This window comes from Erwinia sp. 009765445 (assembly GCF_058137865.1).
In genome coordinates, this window is record NZ_JBYUWC010000022.1 from 73,391 (window position 1) to 98,261 (window position 24,871).

The following is a 24,871-nucleotide window of genomic DNA, read 5'->3' on the forward strand; positions in this document are numbered from 1 at the left end:
GCATGAGCATGCTTGAAGAAATGGGGAAAGCCGCGAAAGCCGCGTCTTACCAGCTGTCGGTGCTCTCCACCGCGCAAAAAAATCAGGTTCTGATGACCCTCGCCGACCGTCTGGAAGCGCAGAGCGCCGAAATCCTCGCGGCCAATGAGCTGGACCTGGCGGATGCCCGTAAAAATGGGTTGAGCGAAGCATTGCTTGACCGCCTGATGCTGAACCCGGCACGGCTGAAAGGCATTGCCGATGACGTGCGTCAGGTCTGCCATCTGGCCGATCCGGTCGGCGTGGTGATTGACGGGGGTCTGCTGGACAGCGGCCTGCGTATTGAACGTCGTCGCGTGCCGCTGGGCGTTGTCGGTGTGATCTACGAAGCGCGGCCAAACGTGACCGTGGATGTCGCTTCGCTGTGTCTGAAAACCGGCAATGCGGTGATCCTGCGCGGCGGTAAAGAAACTTACCGTACCAATGGCGCGACCGTGCGCGTTATTCAGGATGCGTTAAAGCAGCACGGCCTGCCAGCCGGTGCCGTTCAGGCCATTGAAAGCCCGGAACGCGAGCTGGTCGCGCAGCTGCTGAAGCTGGATCGCTACGTTGATATGTTGATCCCACGCGGCGGTGCTGGTCTGCACAAGCTGTGCCGTGAACAGTCGACTATCCCGGTGATCACTGGCGGTATCGGCGTTTGCCATATTTTTGTCGATCGCGATATTGAGTTGGAACCGGCGATGAAGGTCATCATCAACGCCAAGAAACAGCGCCCAAGCGCCTGCAACTCACTGGAAACCCTGCTGGTGCATTCCGCCATTGCCGACACTTTCCTGCCTGCCTTGAGCAGCCGGATGAAACAGGAAGGCATTAAGCTGCATGCCGATCCCCGTTCATTGCCGCTGCTGCAAAATGGCCCGGCTGAAGTGAGCGCCGTGACGGAAGAGCAGTACCGCGACGAGTGGCTGGCGCTGGATCTCAACGTGAAGCTGGTGGACAACCTCGACGAAGGGATCGCACATATCCGTGAATACGGTACGCAGCACTCAGATGCCATCCTCACCCGCAGCATCCATAACTCGGATCGCTTTGTTAACGAGGTGGATTCATCGGCGGTGTATGTCAACGCCAGCACCCGCTTTACCGATGGTGCCCAGTTTGGCCTTGGGGCGGAAGTGGCGGTCAGCACGCAAAAGCTGCATGCCCGTGGCCCGATGGGGCTGGAGGCGCTGACCACCTACAAATGGGTGGCCTTCGGCAACGATACCGTGCGCCGCTGATGGGGGCAGGGGCAGCAGTGAGAATGGTCTTTGACGGACGGAAATAATAAACGGGCGCATTAAGCGCCCGCTGTTTTATCACCGGATTGTGTTACTTCAGGCAGCTTGCACACTGACCGCTGATCTGCTGGAAGAAGTCGTTCCCCTTGTCATCCACCAGAATAAACGCCGGGAAATTCTCCACCTCGATTTTCCAGATCGCTTCCATCCCCAGCTCGGGGTATTCCACGCACTCCAGACTCTTGATGCTCTGCTGCGCCAGCACCGCTGCCGGGCCGCCGATGCTGCCCAGATAGAAGCCGCCGTGCTTTTTACAGGCATCCGTCACCTGCTGGCTGCGGTTGCCTTTTGCCAGCATGATCATACTGCCGCCGTGGGATTGCAGCAGATCGACATAGGAGTCCATGCGTCCTGCCGTGGTCGGGCCGAGTGAACCGGAAGCATAACCTTCCGGCGTTTTGGCCGGTCCCGCGTAGTAGATCGGATGGTCCTTGATATACTGCGGCAGGCCTTCGCCGTTATCGATACGCTCTTTCAGCCTGGCGTGGGCAATATCACGGCCAACGATGATAGTGCCGCTCAACGACAGGCGGGTTGAGACCGGGAAGTCGGAAAGCTGGGCCAGAATCTCTTTCATCGGACGGTTAAGGTCAACCTTCACCGCTTCGCCTTCACCTGCCTGACGCTGGCTTTCCGGGATGAATTTGCCCGGGTTATCTTCCAGTTTTTCAATCCAGATGCCTTTACGGTTGATCTTCGCTTTGATATTACGGTCGGCGGAACAGGAAACGCCCATGCCCACCGGGCAGGAAGCACCATGACGCGGCAAGCGGATCACGCGGATATCGTGGGCGAAGTATTTGCCGCCGAACTGCGCGCCAAGGCCAAGGTTCTGCGCTTCTTTCAGCAGTTCCTGCTCCAGTTGCACATCGCGGAATGCCACGCCGTGTTCGTTGCCTTCGGTTGGCAGGCCGTCATAGTAGTGCGTGGACGCCAGTTTAACCGCTTTTAGCGTCGCTTCCGCCGAGGTGCCACCGATCACAAACGCCACATGATAAGGAGGGCAGGCTGCCGTGCCGAGAGTCCGCATTTTATCGACCAGATACGCCTGCAATTTTCCTGGGGCCAGCAGCGCTTTGGTTTCCTGGTAAAGATAGGTTTTGTTGGCTGAACCGCCGCCTTTAGCCACGCAGAGGAACTTGTATTCGTCGCCATCCACGCTGTACAGGTCGATCTGGGCTGGCAGGTTGGTGCCGGTATTCACCTCTTTGTACATATCCAGCGCAGCGTTTTGCGAGTAGCGCAGGTTATTTTCGATAAAGGTGTCATAGACACCTTTGGACAGTGCGGCCTCGTCGCCGCCGCCAGTCCACACGCGCTGGCCTTTTTTGCCCATGATGATGGCGGTACCGGTATCCTGGCAGGTTGGCAGGATGCCTTTGGCGGCAATTTCGGAGTTGCGCAGGAACTGCAGCGCAACATACTTATCGTTTTCACTCGCTTCCGGGTCATCCAGGATATCGGCAACCTGTTGCTGATGGTCCGGACGGAGCATAAAGGAGGCGTCGTGGAAGGCTTGTTTTGCCAGCAGAGTCAGCGCTTCCGGCTCCACTTTCAGCACCGGCTGGCCGTCAAATTCCGCCTCAGAGACGTGATCGGCGGTCAGCAGGTAATATTCGGTCTCATCATGCTTCAGCGGGAAAGGGTTCTGGTAATAAAACGGTTTGTTCGACATCGCTTTTTTACTCCTAAAATTTAACCGCCGGGGGGCTCTCCCCGACGGTTGTTAATCAGAACATTATTGCCATCCACGGATAACCAATCACCAGCAGGGCGACAAGGAAAATGGCACCGAAGATTGTACCCAACCGCCAGTAATCTTTCGTCGGCAGATAACCACTTCCGTAGTATATAGGGCTTGGGCCGGTCCCGTATGGGGTAATGATCCCCATAATACCCAGCGAGGTCACTGTCAGCAGACAGAACACTTCCATATTCATGCCTGGAATGGTAGAAGCGATGGTCAGAACAGCAGGCAGCAGCGCGGTGGTATGCGCGGTGGTGCTGGCAAACAGATAGTGCAGCAGGTAGAACGCCAGCAGCAGAACAATGGTTGCCACGCCCGGAGAGATACCGCCCATCAGCGCGCCGCCTTCTTTACCCAGCCAGCCGATAAAGCCGGTGGAAGAGAGGCCGTCAGCCAGCGCCACCAGTGTTGCAAACCAGGCGAAAGTGTTCCACGCCGCTTTGTTACCGGTGATGTCGTTCCACTCCAGCACGCCGGTCCACAGCATCAGCACAATCACCAGCAGGGCAGCCAGAGCCGGTTCGATAAAACTGGCGGCGAAGATCCACATCATCAACGCACAGCAGACGAACACCAGCAGCAGGATTTCATTGCGGGACATTCTGCCCAGTTTTTCCAGCTCGCGACTGGCCCATAGCGGCACCTCGTCGTTCACTTTCACTTCCGGCGGATAGAACCAGTAGGCCAGCAGCGGCATGGTCAGGATCAGCAGTACGCCCAGCGGCAGGAAGGCAATAAACCACATGCCCCAGGAGATGTTGATGCCCACGATGCTTTTCACCAGCGCCAGCGCCAGCAGGTTCGGTGCCAGTGCGGAAAGGAACATTGAGCTGGTGATACAGGCTGCAGTAATGGCAACCCACATCAGGTAAGAACCAATTTTACGGGCGCTTGGATCGTTTGGTTTGGAACCGTACAGCGGCGGCAGGTTAGAGATAATCGGGAAAATTGTCCCGCCGCTGCGCGCGGTGTTGGATGGGGTGAATGGGGCCAGCAACAGGTCGGCGAGGGTGATGGCGTAACCCAACGTCAGGCTGCGACGGCCAAGATATTTCACCAGGATCAGCGCCAGGCGGCGGCCGAACTGGGTTTTATCGTAACCGGCGGCAAACATGAAGGCACCGAAAATCAGCCACACGGTGGAGTTACCGAAGCCGCTGACCGCCCATTTAAACGACTGACCTGCCAGTCTGAATTTCGGATCGGCCAGCTGTTCCGGGCTGAATAACAGCCACTGACTGCCCAGCGCGATAACCACCACCCCGGTCAGGCCAACCACGGCCCCCGGCAGCGGCTCGAAAATCAGGCCAACGATAACGCCAACGAAGATCGCGAAGAAGTGCCACGCATAAGGCGGAAGCCCATCCGGAACCGGCACTAACAGCAACAGCAAAGCCACGATAACGGGCAGCGCCATCATCACCAGGCGGTTTTTCTTACCCGCCTTTGCATTGCCTGCTTTATTTTGCGGTAGAGAGAGTGATTTATCAGTCATAGTACACTTCTGCTGGTAGTTTAAGATTCGTTTTCGCTATCCGGCTGGCCTTCACTTTTTTTAGTTTCAAAAGCTACTTTGGTTATTTAAAGTGAAATTTGCCGTTGTATTAAATAGCCATTCATCGCGTAAACCGGCGGTGAATTAAAATAAGATGATATTTATATTCTGCGCTTTTCAGGGGGGTGACATTTGATCAGGATCAAGAAATTACGCTCATCAGACCACAATTTGTTTATTTTAAATGCCTGACAGCTTTATGGGGTTAAATAGCCTCAGAAGAACATGATAAAGAGGTAGAGAATATTCTTATATCAACCGAAAGAGGTAGGGGTAGAGATCGGATCTCGCTGCAGGCTACGTCCTTAGCAGGTTGGGAGGTTTTAGTCTGGAAGTAACATAAAATTTATCTTTATTTAATGGAATGTGAACATTTTATTTTTAAATGATTTATCCGATAGGGTTATTCCTGTTACTGAAACACTTTAATAGTTTTATAACTAACGTAAATGCTTTAGTAACTAAAAAAAGGATTATATTGATTCCATGCTAACGACAAACAATCAGAACTAAAAATAGTGTCGGCAACCTGATTTTTAATTTAAATTTTATAAAATTTGGAGTTGACAATAATGAGCAGAAAATCGCTTATGTTTAGCCCATTCACTTTACCGAATGGCACAGAACTGAAAAATCGCCTGCTGATGGCACCGATGACCACCTGTACCGGCTATTTTGACGGGACGGTAAGCAGCGAACTGGTGGAATATTACCGGGCGCGTGCAGGCAGCATTGGCACCATCGTGGTGGAATGCTGTTTTATTGATGATCTTGGGCTGGCTTTCCCTGGCGCAATCAGCATCGATAACGATGAAAAAATCGCGGGTCTGGCAAAAATTGCGGAAGCAATCAAAGCCAAAGGGTCCAAAGCGATCCTGCAGATTTACCACGGCGGTCGCATGGTCGAGCCAAAGCTGATTGGTGGCCGTACTCCGGTGGCACCGAGTGCAGTGGCTACTCCGCGTGATGGCGCTGCCACGCCCACAGCCTTAACCACGGAAGAAGTGGTGGGCATGGTGAACAAGTTTGGTGAAGGCGTACGCCGTGCCATTCAGGCGGGCTTCGACGGTGTCGAAATTCACGGGGCCAACACCTATCTGATTCAGCAGTTCTACTCTCCTCATTCCAACCGGCGTGATGACGAATGGGGCGGCAGCCGCGATAACCGCGCAAAATTCCCTCTGGCGGTGCTGGAAATCACGCACCAGATGGTGCGCCAGCATGCTGACGACGCCTTCATCATTGGCTATCGCTTCTCGCCAGAAGAGATGGAAGTTCCCGGCATCCGCTTTGATGACACTCTTTATCTGCTGGAAAAACTGGCGGCCCGCGGTCTGGACTATCTCCATTTTTCTGTCGGCTACTCACTGCGTTCCTCCATCGTTGAGTCAACTGACCCGACGCCGCTGATCGATAAATACATCGCGATGCGTTCCGACACGCTGGCGCAAATCCCGGTGATGGGCGTGGGCGGGGTGGCTAATGCTGCCGATGTTGAACAGGCGATGGAGCATGGCTATGACCTGGTGGCCGTTGGTCGTGCCTGCATTGCCTATCCCGACTGGAGTGACCGTATCGCCAGCGGTGAAAACCTGGAACTGTTTATCGACAGCACCCAGCGGGAAGAGAAGAACATTCCGGAACCGCTGTGGCGTTTTTCGCTGGTCGAAGCGATGATCCGCGACATGAGCATGGCAGCTGCGAAATTTAAACCCGGCACCTTTATTGAGAAAGTGCAGGATGAAGACAATGAGCTGGTGATTAGCGTCAGCCTGGAGACTGACCGCATTGCGGCGATTGAACTGACTGACGGGCCGGAAGACGATGTCAGCTTCGTGACCAGCTTTGAAGAGATCCGTTGCCGCATTCTGGATGCCAACAGTCCGCACGTGGATGCCATTTCCGGTGCAACATCACAAAGTGAGGCGGTGAAAAAAGCGGTCTCCAAAGCAATGGTGAAATCCAGCAAGGCGCTGGTGGTGGAAGAGGGCGGCAATCCCGCTGTTCCGCAGGATTTCGATGTGGTGGTTATCGGCAGCGGTGGCGCAGGTCTGGCCGCAGCCATTCAGGCTCATGATGAAGGTGCCCGCGTGCTGATCGTGGAGAAAATGCCTTCCATCGGGGGCAATACCATCAAAGCTTCCGCCGGGATGAACGCCGCGGAAACGCGCTTCCAGCGGGTGAAAGGCATCAATGACAGTAAAGAACTGTTCTATGCCGAAACGCTGAAGGGCGGCAGAAACAAAAATAACGCTGCGCTGCTGCACCGCTTTGTTGAGAATGCGCCGATGGCTATCGAATGGCTTGCCGACCGCGGCATTATGCTCAACGATATCACCACCACTGGCGGTATGAGTATTGACCGAACCCACCGTCCGAGAGACGGATCGGCCGTCGGCGGCTATCTGATCAGCGGGCTGGTGCGTAACATAGCCAAACGTGAAATCGGGGTGATGCTGGACACTTCCGTGACCGGGATTTTAATGGAGCAGGGTGAAGTTTGCGGCGTCAGCGTGCTGAATGATGAAAACGAACAGCAGACCATCCGCACCAAAAGCATTATCGTGGCGACCGGCGGCTTCAGCGCCAACAGCCAGATGGTGGTGAAATATCGTCCCGACCTGGCAGGCTTTGTTACCACCAACCATAAAGGCGCAACCGGTGGCGGCATTGCGCTGCTGGAGCAGATTGGTGCGGGCACGGTGGATATGGGCGAAATCCAGATCCACCCAACGGTGGAACAGAAGACCTCCTACCTGATTTCTGAATCCATTCGTGGCGGTGGCGCTATTCTGGTGAACCAGCAGGGCAACCGCTTCTACAATGAGATGGAAACCCGCGATAAAGTGTCGGCGCAGATTATCGCGCTGCCGGAGAAATACGCTTACATCGTGTTCGATGAGAACGTGCGGACAAAAAACAAAGCCGCCGATGAGTACATCGCCAAAGGCTTTGTGGTCAGCGCGGCTTCGCCTCGCGAACTGGCGGATAAGCTGGGAATGGATCATCATCACTTCCTGGCGACGCTGGAGCGCTACAATGGCTTTGTTGAGCAGCAGCACGACGAAGAGTTTGGCCGTAAGACTGCGATGCGCAATCCGGTGAAAGAAGGCCCGTTCTACGCGATCCAAATCGCACCGGGCGTTCACCACACCATGGGCGGCGTGACCGTGAATACCGAAACAGCCGTGCTGGATAACCAGCGCCAGATCATCCCGGGTGCTTACGCCGCTGGCGAAGTGGTTGGCGGTATCCACGGCGGTAACCGCATTGGCGGAAATGCCGTAGCCGATATTATTATCTTTGGCACCCTTGCGGGCCATCAGGCGGCCAGCCGCGCAAAACGTTAAGTCCTCAACGCCCCGGACTCATCTTGCCGGGGCGTCAATCCAAAGGAGCCCGTTATGTCTTCCGACAGTCATGTTTATGGGTATTCCGCCGTCTTAATGGGTTCGCCCATCCTGCTGAAATTGTTCGATAACAATCAGGCGCTTGCCTCTCAGGTATTCCGTTTAATCAAAAAGTATGAAGATCTGCTGACCGTAAACCGTGCTCAGTCCGAAGTGATGGATATTAATCACGCGGCGGGCCGCACGCCGGTTGCGGTGAGTGCGCCGGTTTTTGAATTGATCCGCTGTGCGCTGGCAGCCAGCCTGGTGAAGGACAGCTGTTTCAACCTGACCATCGGGCCACTGGTGAAGCGCTGGCGGATTGGTTTTAAGGGCGACAGCGTGCCGCCCGCCGGAGAGATTGCCACTTTACTGCCCCGCACCCGGCCAGAACAGGTGATACTGGATGAGGTGGCAGGAACGGTTTTTCTGGCTCAGCCCGATATGGAGCTCGACCTTGGCGCGATAGCCAAAGGTTTTATTGCCGACAGGGTGCGTGACTATCTTAAGTTGCAGGGAGTGGAGCAGGCGCTGATTAATCTTGGTGGCAACGTCCAGACGCTGGGTTCACCGCCCGGAGGCTGGACGGTAGGACTGAAGAAACCGTTCGGCGAGGTGGATGCGCTGGTGGGAGCTATCACCGTGGAGAACAAATCGGTGGTGACCTCGGGCGTTTATGAACGATATTTTGAGCAGGATGGCCGACGATACCACCATATCCTCGATCCGCGAACCGGCTACCCGCTGGATAACGAGCTGGACAGCGTGACCATTATTTCCACCGACTCACTGGATGGCGATATCTGGACCACGTTGATTTACGGCATGGGCGTGGTGAAGGGCTGTGCGTTGCTCAAGCATCAGCCCGGTATTGAGGCGATTTTTGTCACTAAGCAACGCGAGGTGATCTTCTCCTCCGCGAGCCAGTTCAGCTTTACCCTGCGGGATAATGACTACCGTTTGATCACTGGCAGTACTGCTTAAGCAGGTCGTGGTGCTCCGCCTGCAGGCGATAATGATAGACCGGTCTTCCGGTCAGGCCATAGTGCACGCTGGTGAACAGAATATTGATCTGCGCAAGCCAGATCAGGTATTTACGGCAGGATACCCGCGAGATATTCACCGAGTTTGCCAGCTCATCAGTTGAAAATTCCGTCGCCGGATGGGCATCAATCCACTGACAAAGGGTGCGCAGCGTTTGCGGGGTCAGTCCTTTTGGCAGCCGACGGGCATCGGCCACCACGGGTGCGCCTCCGTGCATCAGACGATCGACATCAGCCTGCTCGTAATATTGATGTGACCCTTTAAGGTTCTTCTTCTCACGCCAGCTGGTCAGCGCCTCTTCAAAGCGGGGGAACTGGAACGGCTTGATCAGGTAATCGACCACGCCGTAATGCATCGATTTCTGCACGGTTGTGGCATCAGAGGCGGAGGAGATCACAATCACGTCAATGGTACTGGCTGCGGCCCGCAGGATCGGCAGCAGATCCAGACCGTTATCCTGTTGCAGATAGACATCCAGCAGGATCAGATCGATGCTCATCGACGGATCGTTAATCATCGTTTCAGCCTGCAGGAGAGTGGTGGCATGCCCACAGCAGCTGAAACCCGGGATCTGACTGACATAGACGCGGTTTAGCTCGGCGACCATGGCATCATCATCAACTATTAATACATTAATCACGCACTCTTCCTTTCACTGTCCCAGGGTAACTGGACAAAAAATTGGGTAAACACACCCGGCTCGGATTCCACCGCGATACTGCCGCCAAGATCCTCCGCTTGCTGTCTCGCCAGCGTCAGGCCAACGCCATGTTCGCCGCCTTTGGTGGTAAAGCCTTTGTCAAAAATAGTCCGGATATGCTCAGGCGCAATGCCTGGCCCGTCATCGCTGACTTCGCAGCCCAGCCAGCCGTTATGATAATGCAGCAGCACGCTGACTTCGCCATCAGACTGGGCCGCCATCGCCTCCAGCGCATTCTCAATCAGGTTACCCAGCACGGTGATCAGTACCGCAACCTGCTGCTCGTTGGGATTATCGGGTACCAGGCACTCTTCGGCCAGCGTCAACCGATGGCCAGTCTCCTTTGCGCGGTTCATTTTGCCCAGCAGGAAACCGGCAATCACTGGCGATCTGATTTTGTGCTGCAGCGCGCCGATCTCTTCCTGATAGTTATTGGCAGTCTGCAGGATGTAATCTTCCAGCTTGGGATAATTTTTCATGTGCAGCAGGCCAAGGATGACGTGCAGCTTATTCATAAACTCGTGAGAGCGCTCGCGCAATGCATCCACGTAGCTGACCATACCGTCCAGCCGCTGCATCAGCAGGCGGATCTCAGTTTTGTCGCGGAAAGTACTGATGGCACCAATCACCTGGTTATTACTACGGACCGGCAGGATATTGCACAAAAACAGTCGGCCATAGCTGCTGATTTCCCGATCCTGCACTGGTTTGCCGGTGCGCACTACTTCACCCAGTGTGGCAACCAGCGGTCCCGGCTCCACCCGTTTGCCTGCCAGCAGGTCATCAGGGGAAAGCAGCATCTTGCGGGCCGCATGGTTTATCAGGGTCACATGCCCGTCACGATCTACCGCAATCACGCCTTCTTTCAATGATTGCAGCATCGCCTGGCGTTGCTCAAACAGGGAGGAGATTTCATAAGGTTCAAAGCCGAACAGAATGCGCTTCAGCACCCGGACCAGCGCCCAGATGCCCAACGTGCCGACCAGTGCGCTGAACAGCACTATCCACAGCACATTCCAGCGACTGCGGTTAATCTGCTCGGCCACTTTGTTCAGGGAAATGCCGACCGAGACCACGCCGATTTGCTGTTGCCGATCGTTATAAACCGGCGTGAACACGCGCATCGCCTCATCCAGCGTGCCGTGGTTAACGGAAACATTCTCAAGGCCCGCCAGCGCGGGGTTGATATCGTCGCCAATAAAATGAGCGCCGATAATACCGGAATCAGGGTGGGAGTAACGGATGCCGTCCATATTGGTCACCACTACAAACAGCAGGTTGTTACGCTGCTGTATGCGGCTGGCCACTGGCTGGATAAGATTTCTGTCGGGAGGATATACCAGGCCCTGCTTCACCACTGGATCGTCGGCCAGCGTTCTGGCCACGGCGAAAGCGGCTGCCTTCACCCCATCGCGGGTGGCATGGCTGATCTGCACAAAGAACAGCGCGCAGACCACCACCAGTACCGAAACAATCACGCTGCTGACCATCAGCGTGACCGAAGTACTGAGTTTCATCGGCCGTTTACGGGCGTGCCTGCGTTGTTTCAAGTCGCTCATTCTCTTCCCACTGAAAAAGCAAACCGCAATTATCACTGATGGTGAAAGAAAACTTCAACGAATTGCCGATCTTTCCTCGGGAATACCGCAAGCCAGCTCAGGTGTTAACGACCCACGCGAGCCTGTAAAGATGCAGGATAGCGATCGCCAACGATTTTCACCGTTTCAAGCGCCTGGCTAATCTTCTGCAAATCCTCCTGAGCGAGGAGGATATCAGCAGCGCCGAGGTTTTCCTCCAGCCGGTGCAGTTTTGTGGTACCCGGAATAGGGGCAATCCACGGGTTTTGCGCCAGCAGCCATGCCAGGGCAATTTGCGCGGAGGTCACGCCTTTTTCTGCAGCAAGTTCTCCCAGCAAAGCGACCAGCTTTTCATTGGCTGCCAGCGCTTCTGCCGCAAAGCGTGGAACTTTGCTGCGGAAATCGTCTTCGCCAAATGTCGCTCCAGTTTTGATGGCTCCGGTCAGGAAGCCTTTACCCAGCGGGCTGAAAGGCACAAATCCAATGCCCAGTTCTTCCAGCAGCGGCAGGATTTCCTGTTCTGGTTCTCGCCACCACAGTGAGTATTCGCTCTGCAGGGCGGCTATCGGCTGTACAGCATGCGCACGACGGATGGTCTGTGCTCCTGCTTCGGAAAGGTTTTGTCGCTTTAGCGCAGGCAAGTCAGCAAACTTTGCGCTGCCGATTTTTTAAGCGGCCAACAGATAAAATTGTTCTGAGGGGGACAGTCCATTACTTTGCGGATGTTGATACTGTCCTTTACGTATCATGTGTATGATTTCGATCCCCGCCAGAATAGTCTGCCCCCGTCGGAAGGATTTGAATCCCGTCATCAGCTTTATCCGCCGTTTGATATTCCGGTGATCCTGCTCAACCAGATTGTTCAGGTACTTACTCTGCCTGACCTTAATGTACTCCTCCCTGCCAGCATTCAGCTCCGCAAGGGCAGCGGTGTTTGCACCGCTTTTATCGATGGTCACCACCTCAGGTTCGCCGTAATGGCGAATAGCCTTACGAAAGAAGCGCAACGCCGCTGCAGCGTCACGCCTGACGGTCAGCAGAAAGTCGACGGTTTGACCCGTCGTATCGACTGCACGGTACAGATATTTCCACTGACCACTGACCACTGACCACTGACCCGGATATACGTCTCGTCCATTCGCCACCGGCGGCCTACGGCACGTTTATGCCGGCGAAATGCCCTGTCCAGCAGCGGCACCAGGCGGATAACCCAGCGGTGAAGCGTCGAATGGTCAACAACCACGCCCCGCTCTGTCATCATCTCCTCCAGATTTCGCAGGCTCAGGGAGTAGGCCAGATACCAGCGGACGCACTGCGCGATGATATCGACGGGGTAATGTAACCGTTTAAAGGCATTTCGGATCAGAGACATGGTCAGGCAACATTGAAAAAAACAGTATGTTACCCGACCACTTCTTAATGCGACAGAACCTCTGATAGCGTAGCCATATCAATAACGAAGCGATAATGTACCTCGCCGCGCTCCATGCGCTCGAAAGCCTCATTGATTTCCGCTATAGCAATCATCTCGCATTCGGGCAATATCCCTGTCTTCCCACAGAAATCGAGCATTTCCTGCGTTTCTGCGATGCCTCCCGACGGCGAGCCGGTAATACGGCGCCGTCCCATAATTAACGGTAGAGAATTAAACCCGGCCATATTGCCAAGCGCGCCGACGATCACCAATGCTCCTTCAACATCGAGCAGTTGAACATATGCAGATACATCATGCTCAACCGGAATGGTGTCAATGATGACGTCGAACGAAGACGCTGCTGCTTTCATTGCGTCATCCGAGTTAGAAATAAGGGTTGTATCGGCTCCCAACGCTCGTGCCTCCGCCGCCTTGGCCTCAGTCCGCGTGATAACAGTCACGTGAGCACCAAGGCCAGTAGCGAATTTCACAGCCAGGTGCCCAAGACTACCTATTCCGATGACACCGACACGACTGCCTGGGCCGACATTCCGGGCCCGTAATGGCGAGTAGACTGTGATGCCGGCGCATAAGAGCGGCGCGGCACGCGCGGCATCGAGGCCCTCTGGCATCCGCAACACAAATTCTTCACGAACGATAATGTGCTTGGCATACCCTCCAAGAGTGGTCGTGCCGTCGCGCCGGTCGCTGCTGTTATAGGTCATGGTAGGGAATTCCCGACACATTTGCTCTTCACCGCGACGGCACTGATCGCAGACCCGGCAGCTGTCAACGATGGTGCCGACAGCGACTGCGTCCCCGACTTTATAGTGCATGACGTTTGGGCCAATTTCGATCACTGTACCAATGATTTCATGACCTGGAATACTCGGGTACACCGTTGGATTCCAGCCCCTCCATTCATCTCGGATTTGATGAAGGTCAGAGTGGCAGACGCCACAATAGTTGATTTCGATTGCTACATCGTCGTCACGGAGCGCGCGGCGTTCGAACGACAGGGGAGCGAGCCTGCTCTGCGCGTTTTGCGCAGCATAGCCGAAGGTCTTCATAGGGTATATCTCTTCTGTGAGTGTTACTGGCCTGGTCAGCGGGTCGGGCAAGTTTGTCAGGCCTGGTCTGTCGGACGAACTACGATTTCGTTGATCGCCACGCGCCTCGGATTCTTCACGATAAATTCAACAGCGTTTGCGATATCTTCCGCATACAGGCGCTCGACCTCGCCGAACGCTGCCTTGAAGCCCTCCCATTGCCCCTCTTGTTTCCACAATTCGGTCTCCGTCGCTCCTGGCTCGATGACAGAGAAACGAACTGATTGTTTGGTAAATTCTTGTCGCCAGGCTTCCGTAGCACCAGTAACGGCAAATTTCGTCGCGTTGTAGATTGCGACCTGTGCAGCGGCCACACGACCTGCAACGGACGATATATTCACAACATCAACGACCTTTCTTGGGCTCGTCGTGACTGAGGCGACAAGGTGCGGCAAGGCTGCTTTTGTGACGTACATTAAGCCACGCAGATTGACGTCAACCATCTGATCCCACTCTTCGAGCGGAGCGCTAATCGACGGCCCGTTAAGCATTACGCCAGCGGCGTTGACTAGTATATCCAAGCGGCCGTACTTTGAGATGACTTGCTCGATTGTCTGGCTTGCAACGCCGGATAAGGAGATGTCCGCCTCGATCGGCAGCGCTTGTCCACCGGCTTCACGGATTTTTTCGGCCAATGCTTCCAAGCGATCGACGCGACGCGCGATGAGAGCGACACGAGCGCCCGCCTCGGCCAGTTTCAATGCGGTTGCCTGACCGATACCACTGGATGCCCCGGTAACCAAAGCGACCGTACCAGACAGTGTTTCTAATCTGCTCATGTTCATTATTTACTCCTTTATGAAATTTCAGGGGGCGCGAGGGCCTGTCCGCCAAAAGCTGGCAGCAGCGCGCCATCCTCAATATCGAATGTAGAGCGGAGGGCATGCTGGTCGTGAGCACGATTCTTCCTGATCATTGCCTAATTCTCTTGATTTATGAGCAAAGTGGAAAATGAGCTGAAGAAAATAGTTATACTTTAAGGGTGAGTAGAAACGTATAGGGTCATCATGATTTTTGAACCAGACGAGACTGATCGGCATCGCCGGGCCGAGACTTCCAATATTCGCAACCGTTTGGCGCGCCAGATATCAATGTTTGTGGGCGATGAAGAAGAGCGAATGACATCGCTCCCAGGTTTAAGCTTCGCCAAGGTCAGAACACCGATGCCCCGAACCTCTTATTTGTATGAGCCAAGCATCTCCATAATTGTACGAGGCAGCAAGCGTGTGCAGATCGGGAGAACCACCTACCTTTATGATGAGTCTCGCTTTCTACTGACCGCGGTTGACCTGCCGACAGTAACTGAGGTTTTGGAAGCCACAAAGGCGTCTCCTTACCTTTCACTACTGATGCGGCTGAACCTGCCTGTTGCAAGAAAAATGATTGCCGGAATGGGGGCGCCCGAAGCGCCGCTTCCCGGTGGAACAACTGGGATGTCAACGGGACCGGCCACCGTTGACTTGTTTGACGCCATTGAGAGATTGGTCAGACTGCTCGATCATCCGCAAGACCTGGAGCACCTTGGTGCCCTAATACAGCGCGAAATTATCTATCGAATTCTCACAAGCTCAGCAGGGGCAAGGTTCCGTCAAACCGTTATGTTAGGGACAAGAAGCCAGCGGACTACCAAGGCTATCTCATGGCTTCGGGAAAACTATGCGCAATCAATGAGTATCGCAAATTTGGCTGAGCACGCAGGCATGGGCATATCGACCCTTCACCATCATTTTCGCGAAATCACCTCCATGAGCCCCTTGCAGTATCAAAAGCATTTGCGTTTGCACGAAGCGCGCCGAATTCTTCGCAGCGAGAACGTAGACGCGGCGATAGCTGCTTTACGCGTAGGTTACGAAAGCCCCACGCAATTTAATCGTGAATATCGAAGAATGTTTGGTGCGCCGCCTATTCAGGACGTAACATCGTTCCGGATGTCACGAAGCGGCCTCGATTAAAATTTTGTCCTTGAGCAAGAAAAGCAGCAAATTCCCGGCCGTTCCAGGGCGATAAATGGGTCATTTACGCGGCACTGCTTTCAAAGCATCGAAAAACATGCGCAATGCGACAGGCATATGCCGATTTTGCGGAAAGTAGGGTGTGAGGCCCTTCGGCGCAATATTCCAATCATCTCACAATGTTACCAGCCGCTGGCCTGTTTGGAGCAGTGGAAGGGCTGAACGATACGCAAAAAAATGCTTGACGGCTACATTGGCACTGCTGCAGTTTCCCCCGCCATGTCTGCTGCTGGGCAGCACAGCATATGACAATATTGAAGCCGCATTAAAAATGCATCTGGACGCGCTGCAAAGAATGAAAGTCATAGCATATCGCGCGGCTCACCACGAAATATAAGCAGCTATGCCCGATGAGGTGGAGGGCAAAATAACGGTTTTGTCGCTTTAGCGCAGGCAAGTCAGCAAACTTTGCGCTGCCGATTTTTTAAGCGGCCAACAGATAAAATTGTTCTGAGGGGGACAGTCCATTACTTTGCGGATGTTGATACTGTCCTTTACGTATCATGTGTATGATTTCGATCCCCGCCAGAATAGCCTGCCCCCGTCGGAAGGATTTGAATCCCGTCATCAGCTTTATCCGCCGTTTGATATTCCGGTGATCCTGCTCAACCAGATTGTTCAGGTACTTACTCTGCCTGACCTTAATGTACTCCTCCCTGCCAGCATTCAGCTCCGCAAGGGCAGCGGTGTTTGCACCGCTTTTATCGATGGTCACCACCTCAGGTTCGCCGTAATGGCGAATAGCCTTACGAAAGAAGCGCAACGCCGCTGTCGCATCACGCCTGGCGGTCAGCAGAAAGTCGACGGTTTGACCCGTCGTATCGACTGCACGGTACAGATATTTCCACTGACCCCTGACCCGGATATACATCTCGTCCATTCGCCACCGGCGGCCCACGGCACGTTTATGCGGGCGAAATGCCCTGTCCAGCAGCGGCACCAGGCGGATAACCCAGCGGTGAAGCGTCGAATGGTCAACAACCACGCCCCGCTCTGTCATCATCTCCTCCAGATTTCGCAGGCTCAGGAAGTAGGCCAGATACCAGCGGACACACTGGGCAATAATATCGGTGGGATAATGCAGGCGTTTGAAGGCTTTTCGGAGCAGAGGAATGGGCAGGTAACATCGCAAAAAAAAACAGTATGTTACCTGACGCCGCCTTAATGCGACAGAACCCGTTTCGTATGGTTGGGCTTAAGACCCCACATACTATCAGGCTTCAATCGGAAGGAAAGGTCATAAATCTTTCCTTCCTGCATTGATAAAACACAACAATAAATAAGCTATTTTTAGTTTAAAGATTTTACATATACCCCATAACGAGGTATATTTTTTAAGCATGATCAATTCGGCTATATTGGCCTCCCCCGCTTTGCCCTGACAGGCTTGGCAACATAACAAAAGCGGGGTTCTTTTTATTTTTCAAACTTCTTACATCTTATCAACAATACAAACATATATCGATAGTATGAGTATAGTGCTTTTCAGGCGAAAAAATTGCAACTGAACTTAAGTATAGTTTGTACAAATCTGTTGAATTAACCCGTTTTGTTTAATATTGCATGTCAATGTCTTTAAACTGAACAAGTCACTGTCGCAAAATTTGATATTATTTCAACAGTAGCCTGAATATCAATATATACTCGAGATAAAAATCCCGATATGTTACAGAAGTATCATAAAAACCATTTGCCAGCTGAGAATTTAATCATTCATCTGACTATTTTTAATGCATTATGAACTTATATTCACTGAGGTTCACGCCAGACAGGATAGAGTTCAGGAAATCCATCTATACGCAGAGGTGGGGCTGCATCAACATACCCCCATCGTCTTATCAGGGTCCGGGTGCTGAACCTTGTGCACTCTGCGTAACATGGATAACCTGAACCGTCGAGGATATCATTTAAGGTGCTGAAAAGGTTCTTTACAACATCGCTTCCCCGCGATGACCTGCGAACCGCGAGAAGTGAAATGTAATAATGCGGCCGTGCCTGGGGATGATAGTTTTCGAGTCCGTTATTAAGTCTTTTAGCGGCTGCATAATCCGGACCACATACGTTACGTAATACCCTGTCGAAAGCTGAGCGTTCATTGGCTGTCATTTCAATTGATCCCGGACGGAAATAAACCATTGTTCCGGTATTATTTTCGGAAAGCAGCGTACCGCCACGCTTATTGGCAAGGTCAAGGTAAATGCGAAAAAAACACTTTAATTTATTAAGGCGATCTTCATCGTCAGGGAATATAATTTTATGTAATGGTTCATTATAAAAACCTTCGGCCAGAATATCGCAGGCGACGTCCAATTCAGACTCTATTGCATGTCTACATTTCATATCAATTCCTTTGATTATAATATTGGTCTCTATTTATAAATTAATTCGATGCAGTCAATGTATTTCCATGTTATTTCCAAAAACCTGATAACTATGCCAACATATCTCCTTATCGTACTTAATCCTTTGGAGAAAGGATTATCAAGTTGAGTTCTGCGGCCAAGCTGACAGCCTGTCTGATATTTCTGACCCCCAGTTTTTCAACAATTTTTCTGGTATGGAATTTAACCGTGCTAAGGGATATACATAATGCCTGAGATATTTCAGGATAGGTTTTTCCTGTTGTACACCAGAAAAGTATTTCCGATTCACGGGGAGTTAATTTAATATTTTTAACCTTCTCATTTGAATAGTGATTCATTAGTGATTGATGGGTGTTAATTAGCAGGCCCTGAAGAGAATCTTTATGTTTAGTAATTAACTCGCTAATCTCTTTAACTTTTCCCTCCTCTATATATAACGATAAAAGTGCCAGGTTGTTCAGATGGTCATGAAGAACAAATGCATAACCTCTGTTTATTTCATAAGGTTTTATCGGAGTGAATATTTTTTTCATTTTCCAGTTTGAATTAATTTCCAGATCATCATCCCAGCCAAATGCCGTTACTCTCCTTAATGCATTTATAACAACCGGATCAATATTCTGTTTCTTTCTGGTAAGGTACTCGGAAACAAGAACGGTAGGCAAGTTACTTATTATCCTTATGTTATCAGTATTAAACTTGTTTATGACCGCATAGACATACTTTATTTTGAATAAACTATCCAATTCCTTCTCAAGGATCTCCTTTACTATGTTGTTTTTTCTGTTATCAGAAAAAAATTTATTATTCATTATTTTATCATCTATCTGTTATGTCGAAAAAAGAGTGGGAGCAAGGTGATTTTTTAATGGTGTGAATAAATTCACTCCCGTAAATGGTATGACTTTCATCTCATAAGTATAATCGTTGGATTGAATGAAATGTAAGGCATTTTCTCTGCTTTTATACCAGGTACTGGTTATCTGTTTCACTGATTTTCCAGATTCCCCTTTAATGGCAAACCAGATAAGACTCTTGTCATGTATGCCATTATAAATTTTGTTAAATACAGATGTTCGCACATTTAATCTTGAAGCACCGGGCCAGTTCCTTAAGCAGGCGCGGCGCGTCAGAAGATGAAAGCAGTACCCTTTCAAAATCCGGGCTACCATTCTTCAGGCTCAACATTCACGCACACATGGAGCGTATTCATTAACATTCCCCCTTGCAAGGATCTCTAAGTCCATTATAACTGCACTGTTTATGCAATTACAAATGCAGTACATCATCGATGGTGAAAATTACCGTTTAGTTCATTTGCATTTACTTTTCATTAACAATTTATTTAGTTATGTATTCCGGAGAGAATCCCGTTACATTATAAAATGAATAATTACCAATATATTAATTATGTTGACGTATGTTTTATTTTTAGTTTTCTTATTGTAATTAATTTAATTTTTGGAAGCTTCACTTTAAAAATTGAGCGTGATTTTCTTTGTTTTGTAAATATTATTGGCGAGTTAATTATGATTGCCATTTAATTACTTTAATAAAAATCAGCATTAATTTTCCTTCATCCTTCCCTGAGGGGGGGGGTTATCTTTCGCTCAGAGATTTGATTACATAAATATTAGAAAGGATTGATCATGTACAGTACGAATACAATTCTGGATAAGTTAAACCAGAGCAAAAAAAACGACACTCTACGTTCAGCCTTCGCCAGCACCCGGCCGGTTACGCTATCAGATATTATGATCCGCTCTTTTTCTGAGGTGAAAGAGCTTGCCGGCGACAGCCTGACGTGGGGCGAAAAAAACTTTCTGTATCAGCAGGCGCAGACAGAGTTGAAAGAAAATAAAATGGCGGAGTCCCGCATCCTCAGCCGCGCCAATCCGCAACTGACAAACGCCGTCCGGCTGGGTATCCGTCAGTCTTCGATGCTGCGCAGCTATGATGACCTTTTCCCGGCATGCGCCAGCAGCTTCGTGAAACCCGGCTCGGTTGCCTCTATGTTCTCTCCTGCGGGCTATCTGACCGAGCTGTATCGCGAGGCAAAAGGCCTGCATGATACCACCTCAGATTATCACCTGGATAAACGCCGTCCGGACCTCGCCTCGTTGTCCCTCTCTCAGAGCAACATGGACGATGAGCTTTCCACCCTTTCCCTGTCGAATGAGTTGTGCCTGAATAATATTCAGGCGAAGGAATCGAAAGACTATGACGGCGTGCTGGAAATGCTTTCAACTTATCGCCAGACGGGGGCCACGCCCTATCACCAGCCCTATGAAGCCACACGTCAGGCAATTCTCCTGCAGGACCCGGAATTTACCGCCTTTCGCAATAATCCGGCCGTGGCCGCAAAAATGGATACGGCTTCACTGCTCAGTATTCAGGCCGACATTTCACCCGAGCTGCATGAAATTCTTACCGAAGAAATCACGGAAAATAATGTAGCTGCGCTGATGGCTAAAAATTTCGGAGAAAATATGAATGCGGCGGCATTCAGGAACATCCGGTATCTCGCCCGCTACTACGGACTGACGTATGACGAAATGGCATCACTGCTGGGTCTGGTGACCGCAGGAGCCGAAATTAACCCAGGCGTTCAGCTTTATAAAGCTGACCAGTTGGTGTCGCTGGTCAATACCGAAGACGGAGAGCTCAGCGCAGTTCTCATCCAGCGGACTCCCGGGGGGAATGCTTATCAGTTTGGGTATGCTGAACTCGTCCCTACAGGTATGAATAACTATTTATTTAACTTCACTATTGTGAATAACGCCAGAACGGGCTCCATGCAGGTGGGGACCGGCGGATATGGCTCCACAGACATATTTAGCAGTGAAAGTTTTGATGTCAGGAGCGGTGTCCCTGTCAGCCTGCCGGTTACTTTATCTGACGAGCAGATAAAAAAAACTGTTAATATCGGCGTTACCCGTTTGGGTGGGGGATATTACGCCAATGTTAATTATGATATCAGCAGTTTTCCCTTTGATGTCTTCCTTCTTAAATTAAACAAACTTATCCGCCTCTACAAAGCCACCGGCATTGCCCCGTCAGATATTCGCACAGTTATTGAAAGCAGCAACAGTGACCTGACCATAACTGCTGAAGTACTCAGCCAGCTTTTCTGGGTAAATTCCTACATGCAGCGCTATGGCGTTGATGCCGCAACTGCTCTGGTACTTTCCGGGGCATTTATCAGCTCGACAGCCCATGGCAGTCAGCCCGGTATCTTCACCCGCCTGTTTAATTCCCCGCCGCTGAATAATCAGGTGTTCTCTGCCGACGGCACCACTATTAAACTGGAGTCGGCCGGGATGACCGACACCTTCCGTACCGGAGTGCTGAAACGGGCATTCCAGGTCAATGATACGGAACTGTACACTTTATGGTCACTGGCAACCGGAACCGCCACTCCTCCGGAGTTCACCTGCAATATTAGCAACCTGTCCAAACTGTATCGAGTGAGCCTGCTGGCAGAGGTTCACGGTTTAAGCGTGACCGAACTGGCCGCGCTGCTGTCCGTTTCGCCTTATGCCACACAGGCCATCGAATCACTTTCCGGTACCAATCTGGCCGGGCTGGTCAGCTTTATTGAGCAGTATACCCAGTGGCTGGCGCAGACGAACTGGACCGTCAGCGACCTGTACCTGATGACCACCGACCGTTACGGCACCGCGATGACTCCTGAAATAGAAAACCTGGTGACCACGCTGAAAAACGGCCTGGCAAATCAGACGTTCAGTGATGATGCCGGCGAGGCGGAATACATCAGTGCTGCAGCGCCATTTATTGCCGCCGCATTGCAGCTGGACTCCGCAGAAATGGCCGCGGCCATCCTGCAGTGGCTCGGGCAGCTTAAGCCGCAGGGGCTTACCGTGACGGCGTTTCTGAACCTCGTGGCCAAAGAAAAGATTGATGATGATACCGAAACCATACAGCTGGTTTCCTTCTGCCAGGTACTGGGGCAACTGACCCTGTTTGCCCGCAGGGCGTCGCTCAGTGCGACCGAACTGTCATGGGTGGTGGCTCATCCCATAATTATGACGGAGAAAGCCACGGTACTGGCGCATGATATTGCAATGTTACGTGACCTGACCCTGTTGCACGGCGTCCTCGCCCGCTGCGGAGAAAGTGCCACCCAGGTCATAACCTCACTGAGCGGTAAAGCCGGTTCCGAAACAAATAATCTTCCCGTTAAAACGGTGGCCACGGCGATGAACCTGGATGAGCAGGCGCTGACCCATGCGCTGGCACGGTGTTCCTCCTATGAGTATTTCTACAGCTGGATACATCTGCGGGATGCGCTGCAGTGGCTGGATGCGGCCAGCATGCTCGGTATTTCGCCGGGAGCCCTTGGCTCGCTGTTAAACCTGATGTACACGGACCCGAATAAGCGGCCTTCTTATGACGACTGGGTAGCCGCCAGCCACATTCTGCAGGCAGGCCTTAACGTCCGGCACACCGCGCAGTTGCAGGCCGTCCTGGATGAAGCGCTCAGCGCCGCCGCCAGTGCGTACGTGATTAAGAATATCGCGCCATCATGGGTGACTAACCGCGATCAACTCTACAGCTGGCTGCTGATTGATAATCAGGTGTCGGCACAGATAAAAACCACGCGGATTGCAGAAGCGATTGCCAGCGTGCAGCTGTATGTGAACCGGGCGCTAAGCGGTCAGGAAGAGGGTGTGGTCAGCGCAGTGAAGTCGAAAACCTTCTTTGCCAGCGACTGGGACAACTACAACAAACGTTACAGCACCTGGGCCGGGGTGTCGCAGCTCGTTTACTACCCGGAAAACTATGTAGACCCAACGCTGCGCATTGGGCAGACCGGCATGATGGATGAAATGCTGCAGTCGCTCAGCCAGAGCCAGCTGACCAGTGACACAGTTGAGACCGCCTTCAAAACTTATATGACCCGTTTTGAGGAAATTGCTAACCTTAACATTATCAGCGGCTATCATGACGGCGTCAGTGACAAAAGTGGTAAGACATACCTGATTGGCAGGTCGGCCATCGGAGAGTATTACTGGCGCTCGGCTGATATTGATAAAATGTCTGACGGCAGGCTGCCGGCCAACGCATGGAGCGAATGGAAGAAAATTACCGCCGGTATTGCGCCGGTCACTGACCTGGTACGCCCCGTTATCTTCCAGTCGAGACTGTATGTTGTGTGGGTGGAAAGCCGGGAAGTGGCCACCACTGGCAGCACGACGACAAAATCTGTTGAATACCTTCTGAAATATGCCCACATCCTTCATGACGGTACGTGGAGCGCGCCGGTAACCATCATGCCGGCACAGAATACCCTGCCACCGGAGAAGGTTGACATAGCTGATACCGGCATGTACTGCGCCCAGGATGCAGAGCTGGAGAAGCTCTATATTTACTTCTATAAAAAAGCGGACAGCTATTCGACGTTACCGGCCAGCATAGCCGGTCTGAGCCTGTACACGGACGGAACGACTGAAAATATCCCGGCCGCCTCTGCCGCCAAAACGGCAGGTTATATCTACTTACAGTTGGATACCACCTCGGCGGTCAGGCTGAACACGCCTTATACCGGCGGAAGTACCCGGATCAGCCTCTCAGGAACCACCTCAAATGGGGGGGACTGGGGATACGGGAATTACACGTATATGACAGGAGGCAAACTGTCAAACGTCACTGCTGAACTGTCGGGGGATGATGTTGTCATTAATTTTAACGCAACCGCGCGCGTCATTTATAATGGTTACGCAGGAGGCCGTTCCCGCACGTATGTTGAAATGATGAAAAATATAGGGAGTATGGGAGATGTGTTTTACCTGCCAGAGAGCCGGACTGTAGGTTCTTTTGCCAGTGCTCAGAACTACAGTGTTGAATGCGTGACGAGGGAAAATGACAAAGGTGTGTATTTCTCACCATCAGAAAACTATGTCGACTACATATATCTTCCTCCGCTTCCATCATATTATAATTATAGTGTTTATTACGCTATTTCTGATTCAAAACCTACATCATCATATAATACTGTAAGAAACAGTAAAGGCTTCTGGTGGCGTACGGATTCCAGGGTTTCGGAGATGAGAGATGTCTATGTCTGCCGGAGTGATCCATTCCCTCCGGCGGTCTATGATTTCAAATTCAGTAATTTTAAAAAAATAGATACCAGTATATATGCGGGGAATGTAAAACTTGTTGTCGGAGGTAAAAGTTTCACATCCGACACGCGCACCAAGTTCAGCTTTGATGAGTCGCTGTTCAGTTTCAATAATAAAAGTGTATCTGTTCCCCTGACTACATTCAGTGGCAACACGGCTCAGGTTACTTTTACCATGAGCGCCAATGCGCCCACCGGCGATCTGCGCTCGCTGGGAAGCGAAATCTTCACGATTACGCTGACCCGGGTGGATGAAAGCTCCATGCCGGTGATTACCCTGAACCGTACGGATAGCTCTGCCCAGTATCTTCAGTATGGCGTTTACCGAATCAGGGTAAACACCTTGTTTGCAAAACAGCTGGTTGTACGTGCTAATAACGGTCTGAACAGTATTCTTTCAATGGAAACCCAGTTATTTGTCAATACCATTCAAATAGTGACCCACCCTGCCAAAGTAAAACTGACCCACCCCTGTCAGTGGTTAGCCAGAAACG

14 protein-coding genes and 2 pseudogenes are annotated in these 24,871 nt (G+C 51.8%); 5 read left to right on the forward strand and 11 right to left on the reverse strand.

The genetic code is table 11. From position 1 onward, the window contains the following. Positions 1 to 8 precede the first annotated feature (8 nt). The gene (gene proA, locus AC3Y5R_RS20880; protein ID WP_489922939.1) at positions 9 to 1,262 is read left to right on the forward strand and encodes a glutamate-5-semialdehyde dehydrogenase; all 1,254 of its coding nucleotides are present in this window, start codon (positions 9 to 11) and stop codon (positions 1,260 to 1,262) included. Between the two features lie 91 nt (positions 1,263 to 1,353). On the opposite strand, the gene fumA is transcribed toward proA, so the two are convergent. Together fumA and AC3Y5R_RS20890 are read right to left on the reverse strand one after the other, a co-directional pair. Further along, positions 1,354 to 2,997, reverse strand: a complete 1,644-nt coding sequence (gene fumA, locus AC3Y5R_RS20885) for a class I fumarate hydratase FumA (RefSeq protein WP_158783413.1) — start codon at positions 2,995 to 2,997, stop codon at positions 1,354 to 1,356. A gap of 55 nt (positions 2,998 to 3,052) precedes the next feature. Continuing rightward, positions 3,053 to 4,564, reverse strand: coding sequence for an anion permease (locus AC3Y5R_RS20890; protein ID WP_489922925.1), 1,512 nt, complete (start codon positions 4,562 to 4,564; stop codon positions 3,053 to 3,055). A gap of 650 nt (positions 4,565 to 5,214) precedes the next feature. Between AC3Y5R_RS20890 and AC3Y5R_RS20895 the strand changes: the two genes are divergently transcribed. Both AC3Y5R_RS20895 and AC3Y5R_RS20900 read left to right on the forward strand, forming a co-directional pair. After that, positions 5,215 to 7,974 (forward strand): flavocytochrome c, encoded by a 2,760-nt coding sequence (locus AC3Y5R_RS20895; protein WP_489922926.1) that lies wholly within the window; start codon positions 5,215 to 5,217, stop codon positions 7,972 to 7,974. Positions 7,975 to 8,028: 54 nt separating this feature from the next. Next, complete coding sequence (locus AC3Y5R_RS20900) at positions 8,029 to 8,997, forward strand: FAD:protein FMN transferase (RefSeq protein WP_489922927.1); 969 nt, start codon at positions 8,029 to 8,031, stop codon at positions 8,995 to 8,997. On the opposite strand, the gene dcuR is transcribed toward AC3Y5R_RS20900, so the two are convergent. The 6 genes and pseudogenes from dcuR to AC3Y5R_RS20930 all read right to left on the reverse strand — a co-directional run bounded on the left by dcuR (position 8,978) and on the right by AC3Y5R_RS20930 (position 14,642). After that, the gene (gene dcuR, locus AC3Y5R_RS20905; protein ID WP_489922928.1) at positions 8,978 to 9,697 is read right to left on the reverse strand and encodes a two-component system response regulator DcuR; all 720 of its coding nucleotides are present in this window, start codon (positions 9,695 to 9,697) and stop codon (positions 8,978 to 8,980) included. The two genes, AC3Y5R_RS20900 and dcuR, sit on opposite strands and share 20 nt — an antisense overlap. Continuing rightward, on the reverse strand, positions 9,694 to 11,316 hold the full coding sequence (locus AC3Y5R_RS20910; RefSeq protein WP_489922929.1) for a sensor histidine kinase: 1,623 nt from the start codon (positions 11,314 to 11,316) through the stop codon (positions 9,694 to 9,696). Before AC3Y5R_RS20910 ends, dcuR begins: the two co-directional genes overlap by 4 nt. Before the next feature lie 104 nt (positions 11,317 to 11,420). Beyond that, positions 11,421 to 11,966: pseudogene (locus tag AC3Y5R_RS20915) on the reverse strand (aldo/keto reductase); the annotation flags it as partial. Between the two features lie 36 nt (positions 11,967 to 12,002). Next, positions 12,003 to 12,706 (reverse strand): annotated as a pseudogene (locus AC3Y5R_RS20920) (IS6 family transposase). 44 nt (positions 12,707 to 12,750) lie between these two features. Then, complete coding sequence (locus AC3Y5R_RS20925) at positions 12,751 to 13,818, reverse strand: NAD(P)-dependent alcohol dehydrogenase (protein WP_489922930.1); 1,068 nt, start codon at positions 13,816 to 13,818, stop codon at positions 12,751 to 12,753. Between the two features lie 56 nt (positions 13,819 to 13,874). Continuing rightward, on the reverse strand, positions 13,875 to 14,642 hold the full coding sequence (locus tag AC3Y5R_RS20930; protein ID WP_489922931.1) for an SDR family NAD(P)-dependent oxidoreductase: 768 nt from the start codon (positions 14,640 to 14,642) through the stop codon (positions 13,875 to 13,877). 222 nt (positions 14,643 to 14,864) lie between these two features. Between AC3Y5R_RS20930 and AC3Y5R_RS20935 the strand changes: the two genes are divergently transcribed. Further along, a complete protein-coding gene (locus AC3Y5R_RS20935; RefSeq protein WP_489922932.1) occupies positions 14,865 to 15,809 on the forward strand; it encodes an AraC family transcriptional regulator in 945 nt (314 codons plus the stop codon). 484 nt (positions 15,810 to 16,293) lie between these two features. On the opposite strand, the gene AC3Y5R_RS20940 is transcribed toward AC3Y5R_RS20935, so the two are convergent. From AC3Y5R_RS20940 to AC3Y5R_RS20950, 3 genes are all read right to left on the reverse strand, one after another. Beyond that, a complete protein-coding gene (locus AC3Y5R_RS20940) occupies positions 16,294 to 16,983 on the reverse strand; it encodes an IS6 family transposase (RefSeq protein WP_489922940.1) in 690 nt (229 codons plus the stop codon). Between the two features lie 635 nt (positions 16,984 to 17,618). Then, the gene (locus AC3Y5R_RS20945) at positions 17,619 to 18,209 is read right to left on the reverse strand and encodes a hypothetical protein (protein WP_489922933.1); all 591 of its coding nucleotides are present in this window, start codon (positions 18,207 to 18,209) and stop codon (positions 17,619 to 17,621) included. A gap of 118 nt (positions 18,210 to 18,327) precedes the next feature. After that, positions 18,328 to 19,044 (reverse strand): helix-turn-helix transcriptional regulator, encoded by a 717-nt coding sequence (locus AC3Y5R_RS20950; RefSeq protein WP_489922934.1) that lies wholly within the window; start codon positions 19,042 to 19,044, stop codon positions 18,328 to 18,330. A gap of 837 nt (positions 19,045 to 19,881) precedes the next feature. On the opposite strand from AC3Y5R_RS20950, the gene AC3Y5R_RS20955 reads away from it, so the two are divergent. Next, on the forward strand, positions 19,882 to 24,871 hold a 4,990-nt coding region (locus AC3Y5R_RS20955), incomplete at its 3' end, for a neuraminidase-like domain-containing protein (RefSeq protein WP_489922935.1).

Bases quoted from the DNA above. Each gene is read 5' to 3' on its own strand.
- AC3Y5R_RS20900 (WP_489922927.1), top strand. From the start codon at position 8,029: ATGTCTTCCGACAGTCATGTTTATGGGTATTCCGCCGTCTTAATGGGT.
- AC3Y5R_RS20890 (WP_489922925.1), bottom strand. From the start codon at position 4,564: ATGACTGATAAATCACTCTCTCTACCGCAAAATAAAGCAGGCAATGCA.
- AC3Y5R_RS20950 (WP_489922934.1), bottom strand. From the start codon at position 19,044: ATGAATAATAAATTTTTTTCTGATAACAGAAAAAACAACATAGTAAAG.
- AC3Y5R_RS20945 (WP_489922933.1), bottom strand. From the start codon at position 18,209: ATGAAATGTAGACATGCAATAGAGTCTGAATTGGACGTCGCCTGCGAT.
- AC3Y5R_RS20930 (WP_489922931.1), bottom strand. From the start codon at position 14,642: ATGAACATGAGCAGATTAGAAACACTGTCTGGTACGGTCGCTTTGGTT.
- AC3Y5R_RS20925 (WP_489922930.1), bottom strand. From the start codon at position 13,818: ATGAAGACCTTCGGCTATGCTGCGCAAAACGCGCAGAGCAGGCTCGCT.
- AC3Y5R_RS20935 (WP_489922932.1), top strand. From the start codon at position 14,865: ATGATTTTTGAACCAGACGAGACTGATCGGCATCGCCGGGCCGAGACT.
- fumA (WP_158783413.1), bottom strand. From the start codon at position 2,997: ATGTCGAACAAACCGTTTTATTACCAGAACCCTTTCCCGCTGAAGCAT.
- proA (WP_489922939.1), top strand. From the start codon at position 9: ATGCTTGAAGAAATGGGGAAAGCCGCGAAAGCCGCGTCTTACCAGCTG.
- AC3Y5R_RS20910 (WP_489922929.1), bottom strand. From the start codon at position 11,316: ATGAGCGACTTGAAACAACGCAGGCACGCCCGTAAACGGCCGATGAAA.
- AC3Y5R_RS20895 (WP_489922926.1), top strand. From the start codon at position 5,215: ATGTTTAGCCCATTCACTTTACCGAATGGCACAGAACTGAAAAATCGC.